The organism is Arthrobacter sp. ISL-72, assembly GCF_018613755.1.
GTDB lineage: Bacteria > Actinomycetota > Actinomycetes > Actinomycetales > Micrococcaceae > Arthrobacter.
The window spans coordinates 222,074-241,972 of record NZ_JAGGPP010000008.1; the positions used below are offsets into that span (position 1 = coordinate 222,074).

At 65.8% G+C, this 19,899-nt stretch carries 12 protein-coding genes; 6 read left to right on the plus strand and 6 right to left on the minus strand.

Annotated elements, in window-relative coordinates; translation table 11 throughout:
- Positions 1-163: 163 nt before the first annotated feature.
- The 5 genes from J7I92_RS09180 to J7I92_RS09200 form a co-directional block, all read right to left on the minus strand.
- Positions 164-6,325: an Ig-like domain-containing protein gene (locus J7I92_RS09180; protein ID WP_214839668.1), complete on the minus strand. Its 6,162-nt coding sequence runs from the start codon at positions 6,323-6,325 to the stop codon at positions 164-166.
- A 143-nt stretch (positions 6,326-6,468) separates the two neighbouring features.
- Positions 6,469-7,833, minus strand: coding sequence for an adenylate/guanylate cyclase domain-containing protein (locus J7I92_RS09185; protein ID WP_251039671.1), 1,365 nt, complete (start codon positions 7,831-7,833; stop codon positions 6,469-6,471).
- Positions 7,823-8,449 carry a PH domain-containing protein gene (locus J7I92_RS09190; RefSeq protein WP_214839670.1) on the minus strand — a complete coding sequence of 209 codons (627 nt, stop codon included), beginning with the start codon at positions 8,447-8,449 and terminating at the stop codon, positions 7,823-7,825. The genes J7I92_RS09185 and J7I92_RS09190 overlap by 11 nt, the downstream gene beginning before the upstream one ends.
- Entirely contained in the window at positions 8,442-9,440 is a 999-nt protein-coding gene (locus J7I92_RS09195; protein ID WP_214839672.1) for a biotin--[acetyl-CoA-carboxylase] ligase, read from the minus strand. The genes J7I92_RS09190 and J7I92_RS09195 overlap by 8 nt, the downstream gene beginning before the upstream one ends.
- Positions 9,441-9,490: 50 nt before the next feature.
- Positions 9,491-10,381 (minus strand): NAD(P)-dependent oxidoreductase, encoded by an 891-nt coding sequence (locus J7I92_RS09200; RefSeq protein ID WP_214839674.1) that lies wholly within the window; start codon positions 10,379-10,381, stop codon positions 9,491-9,493.
- 207 nt (positions 10,382-10,588) lie between these two features.
- On the opposite strand from J7I92_RS09200, the gene J7I92_RS09205 reads away from it, so the two are divergent.
- The 4 genes from J7I92_RS09205 to J7I92_RS09220 all read left to right on the plus strand — a co-directional run bounded on the left by J7I92_RS09205 (position 10,589) and on the right by J7I92_RS09220 (position 15,845).
- Positions 10,589-12,172, plus strand: a complete 1,584-nt coding sequence (locus J7I92_RS09205) for an acyl-CoA carboxylase subunit beta (protein ID WP_214839675.1) — start codon at positions 10,589-10,591, stop codon at positions 12,170-12,172.
- Positions 12,169-12,414, plus strand: coding sequence for an acyl-CoA carboxylase subunit epsilon (locus J7I92_RS09210; protein ID WP_214839677.1), 246 nt, complete (start codon positions 12,169-12,171; stop codon positions 12,412-12,414). Before J7I92_RS09205 ends, J7I92_RS09210 begins: the two co-directional genes overlap by 4 nt.
- A gap of 17 nt (positions 12,415-12,431) precedes the next feature.
- Positions 12,432-14,117: a DUF885 domain-containing protein gene (locus J7I92_RS09215; protein WP_214839678.1), complete on the plus strand. Its 1,686-nt coding sequence runs from the start codon at positions 12,432-12,434 to the stop codon at positions 14,115-14,117.
- A 285-nt stretch (positions 14,118-14,402) separates the two neighbouring features.
- Entirely contained in the window at positions 14,403-15,845 is a 1,443-nt protein-coding gene (locus J7I92_RS09220) for a dicarboxylate/amino acid:cation symporter (protein ID WP_214839679.1), read from the plus strand.
- Positions 15,846-15,935: 90 nt separating this feature from the next.
- Here J7I92_RS09220 and J7I92_RS09225 read toward each other — a convergent pair whose 3' ends face one another.
- Positions 15,936-16,481, minus strand: a complete 546-nt coding sequence (locus J7I92_RS09225) for a hypothetical protein (RefSeq protein ID WP_214839680.1) — start codon at positions 16,479-16,481, stop codon at positions 15,936-15,938.
- 181 nt (positions 16,482-16,662) lie between these two features.
- Between J7I92_RS09225 and J7I92_RS09230 the strand changes: the two genes are divergently transcribed.
- Both J7I92_RS09230 and J7I92_RS09235 read left to right on the plus strand, forming a co-directional pair.
- Positions 16,663-17,349 (plus strand): TetR/AcrR family transcriptional regulator, encoded by a 687-nt coding sequence (locus tag J7I92_RS09230; protein WP_214839681.1) that lies wholly within the window; start codon positions 16,663-16,665, stop codon positions 17,347-17,349.
- Between the two features lies 1 nt (position 17,350).
- On the plus strand, positions 17,351-19,882 hold the full coding sequence (locus J7I92_RS09235) for an MMPL family transporter (protein WP_214839682.1): 2,532 nt from the start codon (positions 17,351-17,353) through the stop codon (positions 19,880-19,882).
- Positions 19,883-19,899: the final 17 nt, after the last annotated feature.

The following is a 19,899-nucleotide window of genomic DNA, read 5'->3' on the forward strand; positions in this document are numbered from 1 at the left end:
AGTTTTCAAATCCCTCAAAACTCACAGCCGCCCCCAGAGCAGCTTGTCCAAAGGCCCGGTACCGGGCTCTCTGTTTCCCGCGATAGCCTACCCAACCATCCGCGCAACCGCGATGGGGAGCGGTCCCCACCCGGCTGACCGGCGGCTCCTTCCGTCACGAGTCTCAGCACGGAGGCACGCCCGCGTTGCCTGGTTCCCCAAGCGTTGTGGATCCCGCCACCACATAGCGGCCCACGTTGCGTGTTGAGCCCGCTTCCAGCCGGTACCACGTGCGAATGGGGTTAGGGGTCCAGTAGTCGCTCTGCACGATGTAGCAACGCACCACCATACGGTCGGCGTCTGCCACATAGGCCCATGGTTCCCGGTGGGCGTTGACGCCGTCGCAGTCGAAGTAGGGCGCCGGCCGGTAGTTCGCGCCGCCGAGGGTATAGGTGCATAACCGGACGAAGTCCGGGTCGGCAGAGCTGAGCCTGGTGGTCCATTCGCCCCGCTGGCCGGACCTCGCACTGGCTTCCGCGACCGGGCCGCCCTGGCCCAGTGAGTTGAATGTCTGGACCCTGATGCTGTGGCTTTCCTCGAAGCCGCCGGTATTGATCACACGGCTTCCGGACGGCGCAACAGTTTCCCAGTTGGGATTCCCGTCGATGCTGATCCGGGTGGAGGCGACATCGTTGGTAGCGGTGGACGGCGAACTCCAATTCAAGGTCAGCGACCGCTGGTTCATGCCGCCGTTGGTGCCGGACGCCGACGGCGTGCCGGGTGAACCGTAGGGCGTGGCCGATGCCCCGGCGCTGCCGTCGGAGCTCGGCGCCACCGTCGAGTGCGCGATTACCGTGACGGTGGTCGCCGCCCCGTTGGTGAATCCGCCGACCGTTTGCCCGGGTTTGATGGGGCCGCTTTGTCCTGTGCTGGCGTTGTATGTGTAGCTGACTTCGCTGTACGCCGAACCGTTGCGTTCGGCGGCACTAAGTTCGCGGAAATTGATGGTGACCTGCCGACCTGCTCCACCGGTATTGGCCGCCACGGCGCTGACACCCGAGACCTGGTCCAGCTTGCCGGTGGCGCGCCGGGGCGCTGACGGCTGGCTGACGGGCCCCTTGCCCGCCTTGTTTTCCGCCTGAACGGTGAATGTGTACGACGCCTCTGAGTTGTTCGCTGTGAAGTTGGCTGTCCGCACCGTCCCGGGCACCACCTGGGTCTGGGTGTTTCCGTCGCCGCCGCTCATGGTGACGTAGTAGTTCTTGATCGCGTCACCGTTGGTATCGGGCTCGGTCCAGTTGACCTTCAGCTGGTTGGAGGTGCCGACGGCGGAGGCCACCGCCGTCTTCGGCGCCGCCGGGGCCGCCGGGATGCCGGCGGGGTTGTCCTCGGCGGAGTAGATCCCCCAGTCGGACGGCCCCAGTTCGTTGACGGCCTGGGCACGGACTTTGTACCGTACGCCGTTGGTCAGGCCGGGCCACGTGTAGCTGAGGCCGGTCGCGCCGTTCTTCACGGCGATGCCGCTGGCCGGCGGCGGTGAGATCTCCAGGTTGTAGCTCTTGACGGCGGAGCCTTCGGTTTTTGCCGGGGTCCAGGTGATCGCCATGTTCTGGTCGCCGGCCTTGACGGCGGGCGCCTCGGGCGGGGACGGCTTTTCGTCGGGCCTGATTTCGTTCGACGCCGGAGAGGGCGCCGACTCGTTCACCTCATTGGTGGCAGTCACGGTGAAGACGTACTTCACGTCGTTCGTCAGCCCGGTGAGGGTGCAGGTGGTGGTCGGGCAGTCCTGGGTGAAGCCGGCCGAACGGACGGTGTACTTGGTGATGGGAGCTCCGTTGTCGGAAGGAGGAGCCCACTTCAGGACGGCTGTCCGGCTGCGCACGTCGGTGGCGCTGGGGGCGGACGGAGCATCCGGGTTGTCCCGCACGGTGATAAGCACCCGGCCGCTGGCCTGCCGGCTCGGATCCTCGGTTTTATCGAGCACCGTATAGCGGACTACCATCACGCCCTTGAAGCCGTTGGCGGGTGTGACACTGATGGAGTCCCTGGCAACGGCCGGCGCTCCGGCAGCCGATCCGGTTTCCACGGTTGCCGAAACGATCTTCAGCGGGGTGTCGCTGAACGGGTTGGAGTCGTTGGCCAGCACGTTGATGGTTTCGGTCTTGCCTGCGTTGGACTTTTCGACCACGTCTTCGTTGGCTACCGGCAGCGGACGGTTGGACGCGACGACGGCGGCTGTCACAGTCGCCTTGACCGGCTCCGAGCGGCCGTCCGTCACCTTCAACGGAATCGCGCCCTTGCGTCCGGGTGTGAGGGCGGAGTCTGCAGAGACTTTGAGGTACGCGCCTTCCAAACTGGCGTTGAAGCCCTCCGGCATGGTCCCGTCGAACTCGAATTTGAGCTTGTCCTTGTCCCCGTCGTCGACGTCTTTGGCGAGGTTCCCCAGGTCCAGGCTTGCCGTTTCGCCCTTGGGCACATCGAAGTCGGTGCCGCTGAACGTTGGCGGGTGGTTGGCGTTGGGATCCGGGATCACCCGGGTGCTGATGGTAAGCGTGGATTTCAGGCCCTGCGGATCATCCGGACCGGAGCCGTCCGTCACTTCGAAAGTTACGGAGCCCGGGCCTACGTAGTCCTTCAGGGCCGCGTAGCGCAGCGCATTGCCCTCGCCCGCGATGATGTTCTGCGTATCGGCGCCTTGAACCTTGACCCTGTCCGCCTGGGTGATCCGCGGCGTCCGGCCTTCCCGGACACGGACGAATTCCTTCAGGTCCAGGCTGATTTCCTTGCCGGCCATGACCTCCACGGTGTCCGTCCTGGCAAGGCTCGGGTACTGGTCTCCTTGTCCCGGGACCCAGATGACCGCCGTCGCGCTTTGCCCGTCGACGTCGGTCACCGTATAGGGCACCAACTGGTCGGCCGGGACGAGGGTCACCACGACGTTGCCGTCCGTGCCGACGCGCGCGTTGGGGTTGCCGTCGGGAAGGCTGATGGCGAGATCGGCGGCCACTCCATCCGGGTCGGAATCGTTTTTCAGGACCGGCACATCGACGGCAGCCTTGCCCAGCGTCTCGGCAGCTGTGACAACGTCATCCTTGGCGGCGGGGGCCTTCAGCGCCGCGTCGGGACTCACCCGGACGCGGATCACCGCGCTTGCCTGCGTCTTCCTGGTGTCCTGGATCTTGTAGCCGACGCTTTCATTCCCGGTGGTCCCGGGTACGGTCAGCATCACCTTGCCGCCGTCAGCGGCCTCGGCTTTGAGTTCAGGACGTGCTTCGAACCCGTTTAAGGCCAGGCTTATGGGGTCACCGTCCGGGTCCGAGTCGTTGACCAGGGCATCGACGGCGATTTGGCGGCCGGGCCGGACGTCGACCGAGTCGTCCACCGCGATCGGTTTCTGGTTGTTGGCTTCCGGCGGCGCGACCCCGACGATGACGGTTGCCGTGTTTTCGGCCCCGATCCGGTCACGGACGCGGTAGGTGAAGGTGTCCGTGCCGGCCGCGTTGGCGCTGGCCGTGAACTCCAGATAACCGTCCCGGACGATGGCGGTCCCCATTTCGGGCGCCTTGTCCACGCCGATCAGTTGCACGGAGTCGCCGTCGGCGTCGATGCCGTCCAGCGGCACCGGCACCCGCACAGCCATCCCGGCCACAACGCGTGCAGTGAGGTTCTTCGGCTCCGGGCGAGTGTTCCGCTCATCGTCGCGGGCCCGGATGTGGATGGTCACCTGTTGGGAGTCGGACTGCCCGGACTCGTTGGTGACCTTGTAGATCGCGTAGACGGTCCTGGCAACGTCACCGGCAATGAAACGCAGGCTGTCGCCGGCCGTGAAGATCCGGCCGGCCCCGGCGTCGGGTGCCTGCGCCACTTCGGCTTCGAGCGTGAGCTTTCCGCCGTCGGGATTGGCGTCATTGTCCAGCACGGGGATGGTGACCACGTCGGCCGTCCGGACCACTGCCTCGTCCGGCTTGGCCTGCGGGGCCTGCAGTTTCGACGGGGCGGGGACCAGCAGGATGGCAATCTCGCCGGTGGCTGAAGTCTTCCCGTTCGAAATCGAGTAGTTGACGCTCAGCTGCCCCTCGGCCCTGTTGTCGGTGATCCTGACCACCGAATGGTCTAGCACTGCCACGCTCACGGGCAGCCCGTCCGCTGCGGTCACGGACTGCACCACCAGTACCCCGCCGGAGGGGTCGGAGTCGTTGCCGAGGACATCGACCAGGACGCTGCCGCTGCTGGGCAGCAGTGCGGTGTCGCGCACAGCCACCGGTGCACCGTCCCCGCCGCCGGCCACGACGTCGACACGGACAAGTTGCTGGGCGCTGGCCGGACCGTTGGTCACCATGTAGGTGACGTAATGCGTCCCCTGCGCCATGGCATTGAAGGTGAACGTCTGCTGGTCAGCGCCGATGGTTGCGGTGGAGTTGCCGTCGGGCGCGACCTGGGCGAGGCGCAGCGCGCCGCCCTGCGGGTCGGTGTCGTTCTTGACCGGAGCTATCACGGTGTCCACGCCGGCAACGGCGACGACGTGATCGGCGTTCGCTAGGGGCGGCAACGCGCCGGGGGCCCGGACGTCGACCGTGATTTTGCCCTCGGTGGTGGCCCGGCCGTCGCCCATCATCACCGACAGGATCTTGCGGCCCGGCTCCGTTCCGCCGTCCTGGAAGCTGAGCAGGCCGTCGGGACGGACCTTCACCTGGTCGCGGGAGTCGCTGCTGGCGGCCTGGACAACGTACAGGTCGTCGCCGTCGGGGTCGATCCAGTCCGTAAGGATGTTCTGCGTGACAGCCTTGCCTGCCTGCACCACCAGCGTGGTGTTCCGGTTCGGCTTTTGCTGCGGGGCGGAGTTTTCACCGGGCGGAACGATGTTGAGGGTGACGTCCGTGGCCGCGGAGAGGCCCCTTCCGTCGTCGACCGTGTATTTGAAGCTTTCCGAACCGGTTCTGTCCGCAGGGACGTTGACCTGGAAGCCGGTTGAACCGTAGATGGGCGAGAGGATTCCGGAACGGATGGCGTCGGGGTTACGGACGGTGAGGACGTCGCCGTCCGGGTCGGTGTCGTTGTCCAGCACGGGCAGAATGGTGGTTTTCCCTGCGCGGATGCCGAAGGTATCCGGTTTCGCATTCGGCGGGTTGTTCGGTTTGGTCCGGTCGGGCAGGACGGTCTGCTGCACCTCATCCGCCGAGTCCTTGTCCGCATCATCGGATGTCTGTTGCGGCGGGATGACGTCGTCCCAGTTGTTGACCAGCTGCATGTTCTGGTTCACCAGCCACACATTGCCCGAGTTCACATCATTGAGCACCACCAGGTCCCGGTTCACCCGGAACACATACGACGGCGACGCACTGGCCTTGGGCACCTCGACGTTCTTGTCATCAGCATCATTCACACAGTCCCGGACATACTTGTTCGCCCCGCCCCACGCCGCATGCACACACCCGCCCAGCTGCACCGGCGCCGCCGGCACACCCTCACCGCCAAAAGTCACCGTCTTCGCCGTCGACCCATCCAACGGCTGCTTCAACAACGCCTTCCGCGTCGCCACCGCGACGGCCTCACTCGCCGGACCGGACTGCTGCAGCCTCGCATCCTGCGCATCAGCCAACGCCAGCTCACGCCCGCCCGGCAGGAACAGCTTCCCCCGCCCCGCATCCAACACCACCGGCTTATCCCCCACCACAGCAAGCTGCAGATCCCCGGCACCCCTCAACCCGTCCCAGGTCCCGGACTCCGACGCCGTCACTTCACCGTTCGCATCAACCGACGTCACCGTCACCTGACCGGATTCCGGATCCGCGGAATAGATCCGATCATCGGATCCCACCGCGGAAACCAGCCCCTCCGAGCCGACCACCGCAGGCTCGCTGGCCTCCTCATCAAACCCGTTCACCGTCGACGGCGACAACGCCCACACCTTGCCCTTGGCCGCATCCGTGACGGAAATAACCTCCGAACCAAAGCTCACCTCCGCCGCACCCGGCAACTGCTTGTCCCCGCCCAGCTGCATGCTCGCAGGCGAAACCTGGTTCAACGTCGAACCCGTCTCGTCATCAACAAACACGTTCCCGGAATTCTGCAGGATATCGAAGGTCGTGCTGGCAGGAGTCACCGCACCATCAAGCACCCGCGACGGATAATTCAGCCGGCCCACCGCGTTCCTGGACTTACTGACCACCCACACACCACCGTCGTTCAACTCCACCTCAGTGGTCTTGAACCCCGGATAAATCACCGCACCAGCCACCAACGCAGCACCAGCCACCGCAAAAACAGTGCCGCGGAGAATCCGGTTGCGCCGCCGACGCAGCACTGGTTCTGATTTAGGCCGCACGGAACGCAGTAGCCGTTTCATTACCAGTTTCCCCCACCAAAAAGTGCTGTCCGGGCGCGCAAGGACCCGCTACGCGAAACAACCGGCTCACTCCGACTATTTCATAAGACCATCAAATTTAGAAACCTGTGCAGCAGCTTACTTGGCAGCAGCTCGCGTGCGGGTTAGTCGAGGACGAGGCCCCGGCCGCTGCCCCGCTCCAACAGGACGGGGTGGATTTCACCAAACCCGCGCACTTCTTCGGCCTCCTGGGGGACCAGCACAAACCGCTCGTCATTCTCCAAGGCAGCGGCGGTCATGGAATCCACCAGGACCGTGCCGGGGTCGGCCAGGGCTGTTAGCCGGGCGGCGAGATTGACCGTTGGCCCGTAGATGTCGCCAAGGCGCGAGAGGATCCGGCCCCACACCATGGCAACCCTGGCCTCGGGCAGGATCTCGTCCTCGGTCAGGGCCTGGGACAGCGCGAGGGAAATCTCCGCGCCCGCCGCCGGTGTCTCGGCAATGTAGAGGACTTCGTCGCCCACTGTTTTCACCAGCCGGCCGCCGCCCACGGAAATGATCTCGGCGCACTTATTCTCAAAGCGCTGAACCAGCTGGGCGAGCGTCTTCTCGCTCATGCGCCGCGACAGGCTGGTGTACGAAACCAGGTCCGCAAAGCCCACGGCCCGCGCGAGCGGCAAGGGGGCGTCATCCTCGTCACCCTCACGGCCTTCTTCACTGGCCTGCAGTCCTGCTTCCGCCCGCACGGCAAGACGCTGGACACCTGCGTTCAGTTGCCGGCGCCAGGAGTAAACCAGCATTTCCTCGAGGGCATCGACGAGGGACGGCAGTTGATTGACCAGCCGTTTGCGGGCCACCGCGTCAGGCACGCCTTGCCGATGGACCATGTCCTCCACGAGCGCTTCAACCTGCCAGACCACCATGCGGTCAGTCATCTGTCCGATGGCACGGGTTACGGAGATGGCCGCTTCTTCGGTGAGCTTCCCTGCGCGCACCAGGTCCACAATGGTGGACAGCGCTGCCTGGTCACGTTCGGTGAAGGCGACGTCCTCGTCGCCCAGGTTGGGAAACCCGAGCGCGCGCCACAGCTTGCGCGCGGACAGCAGGGAAAGCCCGGCGCCCGCTGCCACCTCCCGGCGGCGCAGCTTGCGCTCACCGCCAAGGAGCCTGGCCTCGAGAGCCTTGGCTGCGAGCCGTTCGGCGGACAGGGTTCCGGTGGGGGTGGCATCCACCGCTACGGACTCGGCCTGCCGGTTCGCCGAAGCGGGATCATATGGGGCGGGGTCGTGCGGTATCGGGCGGGGGGCGGAGTCCATCGCTGCGGGGTTCTGCGCTGTGGAGTCGCGTACTGGCGGATCCTGTCCGAGCGACACGGGATCGAGGCTGGCCGGATCCAGCGAAACAGGGTCCAGCGTGGCGGCTGTATCCAGGACAGCGGCTTCGAGCGTGGCAGTCTCCACGACAGCGTCCGGCGGTGAGGGCATCTCAGACCGCTCCGCGTCTGCAGGTCCGGCGTTCTCAGCGCTCATCTCTTCCACCTTCTCTCGTGTCCCACGGCTCCCCCCTGTCCAGCGGCCGGCACTGCGGCACGTCTGCGTCCCGTCCCTGGCCCCTGTCCGCCTCGAAAATCACGCCGGCCGGGAGATCATCGACGGCATCGAGGACGAAGTGTCGAAACTTCAGGGCTTCCGGAACATCCGGGATCACGGCGTCAGCACCGTGCCCGGTATCCAACGATATATTCCCGGAACGCAATACGCGCTGCCACAACGTCTGGCTGACGCCCACGTGTCGCACAGACCCGAGCGGGATCTGGATGTCCCGCCTGCGCAACATACCGTAACGGGCAACTATTCGTCTGCTGGTCAACACATACTGCGTGGCGTGCCATTTCAGCACCCGCGGCAGACAGTACCCCAACAGTATCCACGCAACGGCGCAGACGCACAGTGCGACAAGCCAAAAGGTCCATTCCCCGGTAATCAAGGGCACCAGCCTGGCGGGTTCACCTTTCACGATCCAGGCGCTCGCGTAGGCACCAAGGGCAGGAGTGACAATGAACAGCAGCCCCGGCCAAAAGAGCTTCCGGGGCTGGGGCCGGGTAACAGTGATGACCTGTTCACCCGGCAGGAGGTCTTTACGCATATCCGCTTTCCGCGGTGCCGCCCCCGGAACCCGACGGCGTCCACGGCCGGAGGTGGACCACGTCGCCGGCCGTCACGACATGCTCGTGTTTGGCGTTGTCAACCACCAGCAGGGAGCCATATTCATCCAGGCGGGAGGCGTGCCCGATGATTTCGTGGTCGCCCGGCAGCTGCGCGCGCACCTGTTTTCCGAGCGTGGACATCGCGGACTCAACCCGCTTGTGCAGGGACGGTCCCCCGGCCATCCCGGCGGCTGGGTCGCCGTCGGCGTTGCAGAAGTTGCGGTAGAGCGCGGTAAAGCGCGAAAGGTAGCTCTTGAGCAGCGCCGTGCGGTCAACTGTCCGGGCGTTCTCCAGCAGCACGGACGTGGCCGTGGGAACAGGCAGCTCCGAGGCGGTCAGGGTCACGTTCAGGCCGGTGCCGAGGATCACCGGCGGAACGGTGCCGTCACCCATGGGCCCGAGCTGTGCCAGGATGCCGGCGATCTTGCGGCCCCGGACCATAACGTCGTTGGGCCACTTGATTTCGGCCGGAATGCCGGCCGTTTCCAGAAGGGCTTCCCGCAGCGCCAAGGCCGCCAGCAGCGAGAACCAGGAGTAAGTGTGGGTGGGAAGCGGCCGCCCGTCCGAGTTTACCGGCCGGAGGACGACGGAAACCGAGACGGAGCTCAGCGGCGGAGCTTCCCAGTGCCGGTCAAGCCGGCCACGGGCCGCCGTCTGGTGCTCTGCGGTCAATACAGAGAGGTCAGGCCAGGCGTGCGGGTCCACAGTGACCCCCTGGAGGAGGTCCGTGTTAGTGGAGCCCGTCGAGTCCACCACCTTGAGCTGCGCTATGCCGTTGGCAGCGAGGAAATCCTCGCTGCCCAACTCGCTGCGATTGAGTCCATCCCGTTCAACAAACTCCGGCTCACGGCCGGAAGGCACCTCCCGGCTGTTCCCAGGGGACGACTGGTTGATCGGGTCCTGGCCGTCTGCAGGCTGCGGGGCTTCCATATTTGAATCCTACCGAGTTGCCGAAGCTCCGGCGGCGGGCCGCGGGGTTCTCAGAGGAAAATGTCAGGGACCAGTTGATCCTCCGGCGCGCCGAGGCTGTACGGGGAGAAATCCGTCACACCCGCCGCGGCAAGCACCTGCTCATCGGTGTAGAAATTGCCGCTCCGGGAGCCGCCTTCGCGGAGGGCGTTGCCAGCCGTCAGAACGGCATGCGCCGCATCGGCCATGATCGCGGGCCCGCGTGCCGCCTTGGCCATGTTCCCGCCTCCCGGCATGTTGCGGATGGCTGCGGTATCGATCAGGGTGCAGGGCCAGAGTGAGTTGACGTTGATGCTGTCTCCCTTGAGTTCCTCCGCCAGGCCAAGGGTGGTGAGGCTCATTCCGTATTTGGCCATGGTGTAGGCCAAATGCATCCCGGCCCATTTCGGATCGAGGTTCAGGGGCGGCGAGAGGGTCAGGATGTTCGCGAACGATGAGCGGCGGAGCGCCGGCAGTGCAAGCTTGGACAGCAGGAAGGTCCCGCGGACGTTGATGTCCTGCATAAGGTCGTAGCGCTTCATGTCCACTGCGTCCGTCGTGGACAGATCAATGGCGGAAGCGTTATTGATGACGATGTCGATTCCGCCGAAGCGTTCGACGGCGGCAGCAACCGCCCCGGCCACGTCCTCGTCATTGCGCACGTCGCCGACGATCGGGAGCGCCTGGCCGCCGGCCGCTTCCAGCTGTTCAGCGGCGCTGTAGACCGTTCCTTCGAGTTTCGCGTGCGGCTGGCCGGTCTTGGCCATCAGCACTATGTTCGCGCCGTCGCTTGCGGCGCGGGCGGCGATGGCCAGGCCGATGCCGCGGCTCCCGCCCGACATTAAAATCGTTCGGCCTTGGAGGGAACCGGCGGCCTGGTACGGCGCTGCGGCGGTGCCCGAAGCATCGTTGCTTGAAGTCATAGGGACACTCTAACCGAAGTATGTTACTTACGGGTAACATACTGCTTGCCGCTGCTCAAGGGCAGAAAATTGTAGGGTTTCTACAGCGGTCCGGGCCAACTGCCTCATTAGACTAGCCAGCAGGGTCCTGTTTTTGTGCGGAAGCTACTTAAGGCGCCCCCGAACCACAGGACCAGCGACAATCAGCTACAGAGCCGGAGACACTTGATGAGCCACGATCTGACAACGACAGCGGGAAAGATCGCAGACTTCCGCGACCGCCAGGCGCGTGCAGAGCAGCCATCCGGCCCGGAGGCCATCGAGAAGCAGCACGCCCGCGGCAAGAACACCGCGCGCGAACGCATCGATCATCTCGTGGACGAGGGATCCTTCGTCGAGTTCGACGCACTCGCCGTGCACCGCTCCACTGCCTTCGGCATGGAGAAAAAGAAGCCGCTCGGCGACGGCTTGGTGTCAGGCTACGGAACTGTGGATGGCCGTCCCGTCGCGGTCTACAGCCAGGACTTCTCGGTCTACGGCGGCTCGCTGAGCCAGGTCAACGGCGAGAAGATCGTCAAGGTTCAGGAGTTTGCGCTCCGCAACGGCTGCCCTGTGGTGGGCATCCTCGACGGCGGCGGGGCCCGCATCCAGGAAGGCGTCGCCTCCCTGGCCATGTTCGCGGACATCTTCCGCAACAACGTCCACGCTTCCGGCGTCGTCCCCCAGATCTCCCTGATCATGGGCCCGTCGGCTGGCGGCGCCGCCTACTCCCCCGCCCTGACCGACTACGTGGTCATGGTGGACAAGACCTCGCACATGTTCATCACCGGCCCCGACGTCATCAAGACGGTCACCGGTGAGGACGTCGACATGGAAACACTGGGCGGCGCGCGGCAGCACAACGCCACCACCGGCACCTCCACCTACCTGGCCGCGGACGAAGGGGACGCCATCGAATTCGTCCGCGAACTCCTGGACTTCCTGCCCTCCAACAACCTGTCCGAGGCACCGGTACTGGAGCACCAGCAGGAACTGGACATCGACGACGACGACCTCGCCCTCGACGTGCTCATCCCGGACTCCGCGAACCAGCCCTACGACATGCGCAAGATCGTGGAGCAGATCGTCGATGACGGCCACTTCCTGGAGATGCAGTCCCTCTACGCGCCCAACGTGATGATCGGCTATGGCCGCATCGAAGGTCACACCGTGGGCATCGTCGCCAACCAGCCCATGCAGTTCGCGGGCACCCTGGACATCTCGGCTTCGGAAAAAGCCGCGCGCTTCGTGCGGCACTGCGACGCCTTCAACATCCCCATCATCACGCTGGTGGATGTTCCCGGCTTCCTGCCCGGCAAGGACCAGGAATTCCAGGGGATCATCCGCCGCGGCGCCAAGCTCCTATACGCCTACGCCGAAGCCACCGTTCCCAAAGTCACCGTGATCACCCGCAAGGCCTACGGCGGAGCGTACATTGTCATGGGCTCCAAGAAGCTCGGCGCGGACCTGAACCTGGCCTGGCCCACGGCGCAGATCGGCGTGATGGGTGCCCAGGGCGCCGTCAACATCCTGTACCGCCGCGAACTCGCCGCTGTCGCGGAGGCCGGCGGCGACGTCGAGGCCAAGCGCGCCGACGTCATCCGGCAGTACGAGGAAGAGCTGCTCAACCCGTACCAGGCGGCCCAGCTTGGCTACGTGGACGCCGTCATCGCTCCGTCCGAAACCCGGGTGCAGATCATCAAGGGCCTGCGCGCCCTGCGGGACAAGCGTGCCAGCCTGCCCGCCAAGAAGCACGGAAACATCCCGCTGTGATCCCCAACCACGCCGAGCCGGCAGTTGAGCCGGCCGCCGAAGCTGCCGAACCCCTTTTCTCCGTGGTCAAGGGCGAACCGACGGACGTGGAGCTCGCGGCGCTGACCGCCGTCGTACTTTCGCTCGGTAGCGCAGCGGCGCAAGGTGAGAAGAAGCCCACCGTCCGCCACTGGGTCCGCCGGCAGCAGCTGCGGCTGGCCCCCACTCCGGGGCCGGGCGCCTGGAGGCGCAGCCGAGGCTAAAGCGTTAGTCTCGTGGAGTGACTACCGAATCCGCAGCCTCCGTGCGCCCCCAAACCGCCATTGACGCCGTCGCAGACGCGTACACGGACACCCTGATCAGGCTCAATCCGAGCTTCGCAACCACACTCGGCGTGCCCGGGAGCGAAACTGAATTCCAGGACTTCTCGCCGGCCGGGATCGAAGAGTTCATCGCGGCGGCGCGGGAGGCCCTCGGTGCCCTGGAGGGGCTGGAGCCGGCGGACGAGGTGGACGCCGTCACGCTGGATGCGATGCGGGAACGGCTGGGGCTGCAAATCGAAGTCCACGAGTCCGGCTGGGACACCGCGGACCTGAACAACATTTCCTCGCCGGCGCAGGACATCCGGGCAATTTTTGACCTGATGCCCACCGATTCCACCGAGCACTGGGAGCACATCGCCGGCCGCGCGCACAGCGTTCCGGACGCGATCGACGGTTACATCGAATCGCTGCAGTCCGCCAAGGAGCAGGGCAAGGTCTCGGCCGCCCGGCAGGTGTCCATCGTCATTGAGCAGGCCACCAAATACGCCGCCGAGGACGGCTTCTTCGCGAAGCTGGCTGCCGGCGCGGACGCCCAGAAGGCCCCGTTTTCACGGGAACTGCAGGCAAAGCTCGACGACGGCGCTGCCGCGGCGCGCGCGGCCTACGCGAAGCTGGCCGATTTCCTGTCCACTGAACTGCTGCCCGTTGCCCCGGCCAAGGATGCCGTGGGCCGTGAGCGCTACGCCCTGGCATCCCGGGGCTTCCTTGGCGCGGCGGTGGATTTTGACGAGACGTATGCCTGGGGCGTGCAGGAACTTGAGCGCCTCATTGCCGAACAGGAACGCGTCGCCAACGAAATCCGCCCGGGCGCCTCGGTGGAGGAAGCCAAGGAGATCCTCAACACTGATCCCACGCGCCAGCTCAAGGGCACGGATGCGCTCAAGGCCTGGATGCAGGGCCTCTCGGACAAAGCCGTGGCCGATCTCGCGGGCGTGCACTTCGAGATTCCGGACGTCATGAAGACCCTCGAGTGCCTGATCGCTCCCACGGACGAGGGCGGCATCTACTACACGGGACCGTCCGACGACTTCAGCCGCCCGGGCCGGATGTGGTGGTCCGTCCCCGCCGGCGAGGACACCTTCACCACGTGGGCCGAGACCACCACGGTGTTCCACGAAGGCGTTCCCGGGCACCACCTCCAGGTCGCAACGGCCGTTTACCGGCGGGAGCTGCTCAACAAGTGGCGCCGCAATGTGTGCTGGACGTCGGGCCACGGCGAGGGCTGGGCACTTTACGCCGAGAACCTGATGCAGGAGCTCGGCTACCTCAAGGACCCGGGCGACCATATGGGCATGCTGGACATGCAGCGCATGCGGGCCGCGCGGGTGGTGTTCGACATCGGCGTGCACCTGGAACGGGAGGTTCCGGAACGCTGGGGCAGCGGCACCTGGACCCCGGAGAAGGGCTACGACTTCCTGAAGGAGAACCTGGCGATCAGCGAGGGCCAGCTCAACTTCGAGTTCGCCCGCTATCTGGGGTGGCCGGGCCAGGCGCCGTCCTACAAGGTGGGTCAGCGCCTCTGGGAGCAGATCCGCGCCGAGCTCGAGGCCCGCCCCGGCTTCGACCTCAAGACCTTCCACACCCAGGCCCTGAACATCGGCTCGGTGGGCCTGGACACCCTAAAGCGCGCACTGCTGGGGTAGCAAGGGCCGGGGTGCCCCACTCCTCGCCGGCGTGCTCCACTTCCTCAAGCGCCGGCGAGTTTTTGTCCAGATAACGCGAGGTAAACGCCTCGGAAGTCGCGTTATCTGGACAAAAACTCCCAGCCGTGGCGAGACGTTTGCCACAAGCGCGCCGGGAATAACTTCACAAAAAGGCCCGAAATGCGCCGTTTTTCGAGGGAGTTCCGCCATAATGACGTTTTTATTCCCGTAACATTTCTCAACGTGCGTTCGTGGTGGTATGGGGAAGACGCCTAGCGTATTCGGGTGACCACTCAAACCAGCACCCCCTCCCCCGCAGGAAACACCGGTTTCCGGCTGCCCAAATGGGCCGGATCGTTCGGCTTCCAGATCATCGCCGCCCTGATCGTCGGCCTGGGCCTTGGCCTCCTCGCCAAGTACACGGGCAGCACCAAGGCGAGCCCCAACGCCCTCGGCGCCACCCTGCAGACCATCGGCTCGAGCTACGTCTCGCTGTTGCAGACCGCCGTGGTCCCCCTCATCTTCACCGCCGTTGTCAGTTCCATCTCGAACCTCCGGCAGGTCTCCAACGCGGCCAAACTGGCGTGGAACACACTGCTCTGGTTCGCCATCACGTCGCTGGTCGCCGTACTGATCGGCATCGGCCTGGGCGTTCTGCTGCAGCCGGGCGCCAACACCGGCATCACCCAGGAGGCCAAGTACTCCGGCAAGTCCGGTGACTGGTGGTCCTTCCTGGTCGGGCTGTTCCCGAAGAACTTCCTGGGCCTGGGCGCCAGCACCACCGTCACCGACGGCGTGGCCACCACCGCCGTCAGCTTCAACGTCCTGCAGATCCTGGTGATAGCGATCGCCGTCGGCGTGGCCGCCCTAAAGGTGGGCAAGGCCGCCGAGCCGTTCCTCAACCTCAACGCCTCCGCCCTCGCCGTCATTCAGAAGGTGCTGTGGTGGATCATCCGGATTGCGCCGCTGGGCACAGTCGGCCTCATCGGCAACGCCGTGGCCGTCTACGGCTGGGACACGATCGGTTCGCTGGGCAAGTTCACGTTCGCCATCTACGCAGGCCTGGCCCTGGTGCTGTTCGTGGTCTACCCGGTCCTGGTCCGTACGCACGGCCTGTCCATCAAGCAGTACTTCTCGGGCGTCTGGCCGGCTGTGCAGCTGGCGTTTGTGTCCCGCTCCTCCGTGGGCACCCTGCCCCTGACCCAGCGCGTCACCGAACGGAACCTGGGCGTCCCCCGCGCCTATGCCTCCTTCGCCGTGCCTCTCGGAGCCACCACCAAGATGGACGGCTGCGCCGCGATCTACCCGGCCATCTCCGCGATCTTCGTGGCCCAGTTCTTCGGGGTCCAGCTCGACTTCAGCCAGTACGTGCTGATCGCCCTTGTCTCCGTGCTGGGGTCTGCCGCAACGGCCGGCACCACCGGCGCCGTCGTCATGCTGACCCTGACCCTCTCCACGCTGGGCCTGCCGCTGGCCGGCGTCGGCCTCCTGTTGGCGATCGATCCGATCCTTGACATGGGCCGCACCGCGGTAAACGTCGCCGGGCAGGCGCTCGTCCCCGCGATCGTTGCCAAGCGCCAGGGCATCCTCGACGAGTCGCTGTACAACGCACCGCGCAACGGTGATCCCTTCGCCGATGACTCCGCCGGCGCCGTTGACGGTTCGGCTACGGATCCGACGGCGGCACCTGCCGCCGGGGGCCGCGCACTGGCTGACGCCAAGGCCTAGTCACCGAATCGGTCAGTTACGCAGCAGTCCCCGGGAGGTCTCCCGGGGACTGCTGCGTTTTCGGTGTGTCTTCGGGTGGCCACGTAGGGGCTAGTGACCGCCGATCACGCCGTTCTTCACAGCCTTGGTGACGGCGTCCGCTTCGGCCTGGGTTAGCTTGCCATCGGCAACGGCGTTGTCCAGGCGGGATTTCAGCGCCGCTGCGCGCTCCGACTGGGCCTCGGCGCGCAACTCCTCCAGCGCGGCAGTGACCTTGGCTTCGTCAATGCCCAGTGACTCCGCGAGTGATTTGGCAAGGGCGGCTTCCATGGCGGCAGGGTCCGGCTTTTCGCCCTCGGCCGGGCGGGTGGGGGGCCTGTTGGCGTCACGGAACGCCTTCAGGGCGTCGGTGACTTTAGCCTCATCGACACCGAGCTTGGCAGCGAGCGCAGACGCATCCACACCGCCTCCGTGCCCGTGGCGGCCACCCTTGTGCCCGCGCTCGTGGCCGTCATTGTTCGCGCCGGCCGACGCACTTGCTGTCGGCGTGGGTGTCGGCGTGGTGGCCGCCGACGCGAAGCCGCTGACGCCAATCCCGGCTCCGATAACCAGGGCCGCGGCGCCCAGGCCCAGGCCCAACTGCTTTCTGCTTGACATGGCACGTCTCCTCGATCTGCCGCCGCAGTGCGGCCGTTTCCGGTGGTAGATACAGTTCACCTCCCTTCCCCAAGACTGCGGCAACCACATAAGGATGAGCTGTCATGAAGCTGTTAGGAGGCTGTGAATCGGTGCTGCCAAGAACTTGCACAGAGTGTAAAAATGCACATAGTGTAATCATATGTCCACAACCCCGCCCGCCATTGCTGACAGTAAGCAGCCGGCTACCTCCCCCTCGCGCCGCGAACTGAACAAGGCCGCAACGCGCCAAGCCATCTCGGACGCAGCCTTACAGCTACTGCGCAGCAAGGGTCCGGGCAACTTCACTGTCGAGGACATCGCCGAGGCGGCAGCGATCTCCCGCCGGACCTTCTTCAACTACTTCAGCAGCACGGAAGCTGCCCTGGCTTCGGTGACGCACGGCTTCCTGGACAACGCCTTGGCGCAGTTCCGGCTAAGGCCCGCTGATGAGCCGATCCTTGAATCCGCGAGGGCCGCCCTGGTTCAGCTGGCCGACCCCATGACGGTGGCCCCGATGGCCGAGCTCTATAGCCTGGCGCAGTCCAATCCGCAGCTCAACCGCTCCGAACTCGAAGCGTGGGACCACTGCACCGCGCAAATCATCGAGGCAGCCCGCGAGCGCTTCGCCCGGACCTCCGGCGGGGAACTCGACGAGCTCTACCTCCGCGCCCTGGCCGGCTCCGTGATCTCCTGCGGCAAGGCGGCAATGGACGTCTGGTTCGCCCAGCACGGCGCGGACCTTTCAGCCAAGTCGCTTTCGAAACTTCGCCAGCTCCTGATCGACGCCATGGGCCTCCTCGGCTCAGGCTTTACGCCCACCGCCAACCTCTCCACAGATCGGCACTGACATGGCCCTCTTCCTCTACCGACTCGGCAAGTTCTCGTACCGCCGCCGCTGGCTGGTCATTTCCCTCTGGATGGCGGTGCTTGTGGCCGTAGGTGGATCCGCTGCAGCCTTCCACGGCACCATGTCCAACAACTTCCAGATTCCGGGCACGGAAACCCAGCAGATGGCGGACAAGCTGAAGCAGGAGATCCCCGCGGCCTTCGGCGGCTCGGCAACGATCGTGTTTGAGGCCAGGGACGGCCGGTTCAGCCAGGCCGGTAAGGATGCCGTTGCGGGGGCCCTGGCAAAGCTGAAAACCCTTCCCGACGTCCAAGGCATTGTGGATCCCTTCGCCACCCAGGCGCAGCTCGACGGGGCCGTCGCAGACCTCGCCGCCGGTGAGCAGCAGGCCACCGCGGGCAGGGCCCGGCTGGACAAAGCCGCCGCTGAGATTGCCACGGGAAAAGCCCAGCTTGAGGCCGCGGAGCAGCAGATGACCGCGGCAGGCCTTCCCCCTGCCGCAATCGAGGCGCAGCTCGGGCAGCAGAAGGCCGCCCTCGCCGAGGGACAGGCAAAGCTCGACGCCGGCACTAACGAACTGGAGGCGGGCACCGCGAAGCTTGCGCTCGGCAAGCGCCAGATCGAAGCGTCCCAGGGCATGCGCTTCGTGTCGGAGGACGGTACAGCAGCGATCGCCCAGGTGCAGTTCAAGACATCAATCAACGGGCTGACCCCCGAGGTGCGTCAGCAGGTCCAGGACATCGCCAGGGAGACGTCCTCCGCGGGCGTTACCGCCCTTGCCAGCAAGGACATCACGGAGGATATCTCCGAGCTGTTCGGAATTTCCGAAATCCTGGGCATCGCCATCGCCGCCCTGGTGCTCATCGTGATGCTCGGTACCCTGATTGCCGCGGGGCTCCCCCTGCTGATGGCCGTGGTGGGCGTGGCTGTGGGCGTGGGCGGCACGATGGCCCTCAGCGGCGCCGTGGACATGAGTTCCATCTCCCCCATGCTGGCGCTCATGCTCGGCTTGGCGGTGGGGATCGATTACTCACTGTTCATCGTCAACCGTCACCGCAGCCAGCTGCTGACCGGCATGGACGCCGAGGAATCCGTAGCCCTGGCCACCGGCACTTCGGGCAATGCCGTGATGTTCGCGGGCCTGACCGTGATTATTGCGCTGGCTGCCCTGGTGGTTCCGGGGCTGCCGTTCCTCGCCGTCATGGGACTGTCCGCCGCAGCAACGGTGGCCGTCGCCGTCGTCGTCGCCCTGACCCTCACCCCGGCAGTGCTCTCGCTGGTGGGCCGCAAGCTGATCTCGAAGCGGGCCTGGGCGAAGGCCGAGCGGCACAATGCCGCCCCCGGCCACGAGAGGGAGGACCGGGCCCGGGATGAACGCCGCAGCGGCCACGGCTGGGGCGGCCTGGTCACCCGGCACCCCGTGATGGCCCTGCTGGCCGGCGTGGTGCTGCTCGGCGTCCTGGCGCTGCCGGCCAGCCAACTCCGCCTGGCACTTCCCGACGGCGGTTCGGAACCGGTGGAATCCCAGGCCTTCAAGGCCTACGACGTCACCGGCCGCACTTTCGGCGCGGGCATGACCGGCCCGGTTGTGGTGGTTGGCGACTTCCCCGCCGGACTGACCGAAGAAGAAGCGCAGGCCAAACAGTACGACGTCGCGGACATCCTCCGCGGGGTGGACAACGTCACCGCCGCCGTACCGGTGGCCCTCAGCGAGGACCGCCGTACCGCGGTGTTCCAGGTGATTCCGAAGGACGGTCCCGCCAGTGCCAGCACCGTGCAGGTGGTTTCGGAGCTTCGGGCCCGGAACACGGAGATCCGCGACGCCACAGGCGTGGGCATCGGCCTCACGGGCCAGACCGCCGGCAATGTGGACGTCTCCACGAAACTCGGCGACGCGCTGCCTCTGTACCTGGCCATCGTAGTGGGGCTCTCCCTGGTCCTGTTGTTGCTGGTTTTCCGCTCCATCGTGGTGCCCCTGCTTGCCACCGGCGGCTTCCTGCTGTCCCTCGCCGCGGCTTTCGGAGCCGTGGTGGCCGTGTACCAGTGGGGCTGGCTGGGGACGGTGTTCGGTGTCGAAAATCCGGGCGCAGTACTGAGCTTCCTGCCCATCATCCTGATCGGGGTGTTGTTCGGACTGGCCATGGACTACCAGGTGTTCATCACCTCGGGCATGCGTGAATCGTTCATGCACGGGGAGTCAGCCAGGCACGCGGTCCGGAGCGGCTTCAGCCATGCCGCCGCCGTGGTGACTGCTGCCGCCGTCATCATGGTCAGCGTGTTCGCCGGCTTCATCTTCTCGCACCTCAACATGGTCCGGCCGCTCGGCTTCGCCATGGCGTTCGGCGTGCTGGTGGACGCCTTTGTGGTGCGCATGACCATCGTGCCGGCGGTGATGTACCTGCTGGGCGACAAGGCCTGGTGGCTGCCGGGCTGGCTGGACCGCCTCCTGCCGGACGTGGATGTTGAGGGTGCGAAGCTCCGCCAGCGGGCACCGGCCGCCTCCGCAGAGCCGGCAGAGGTGGGGGCACGTTGACTTAGGTTTATCAATCC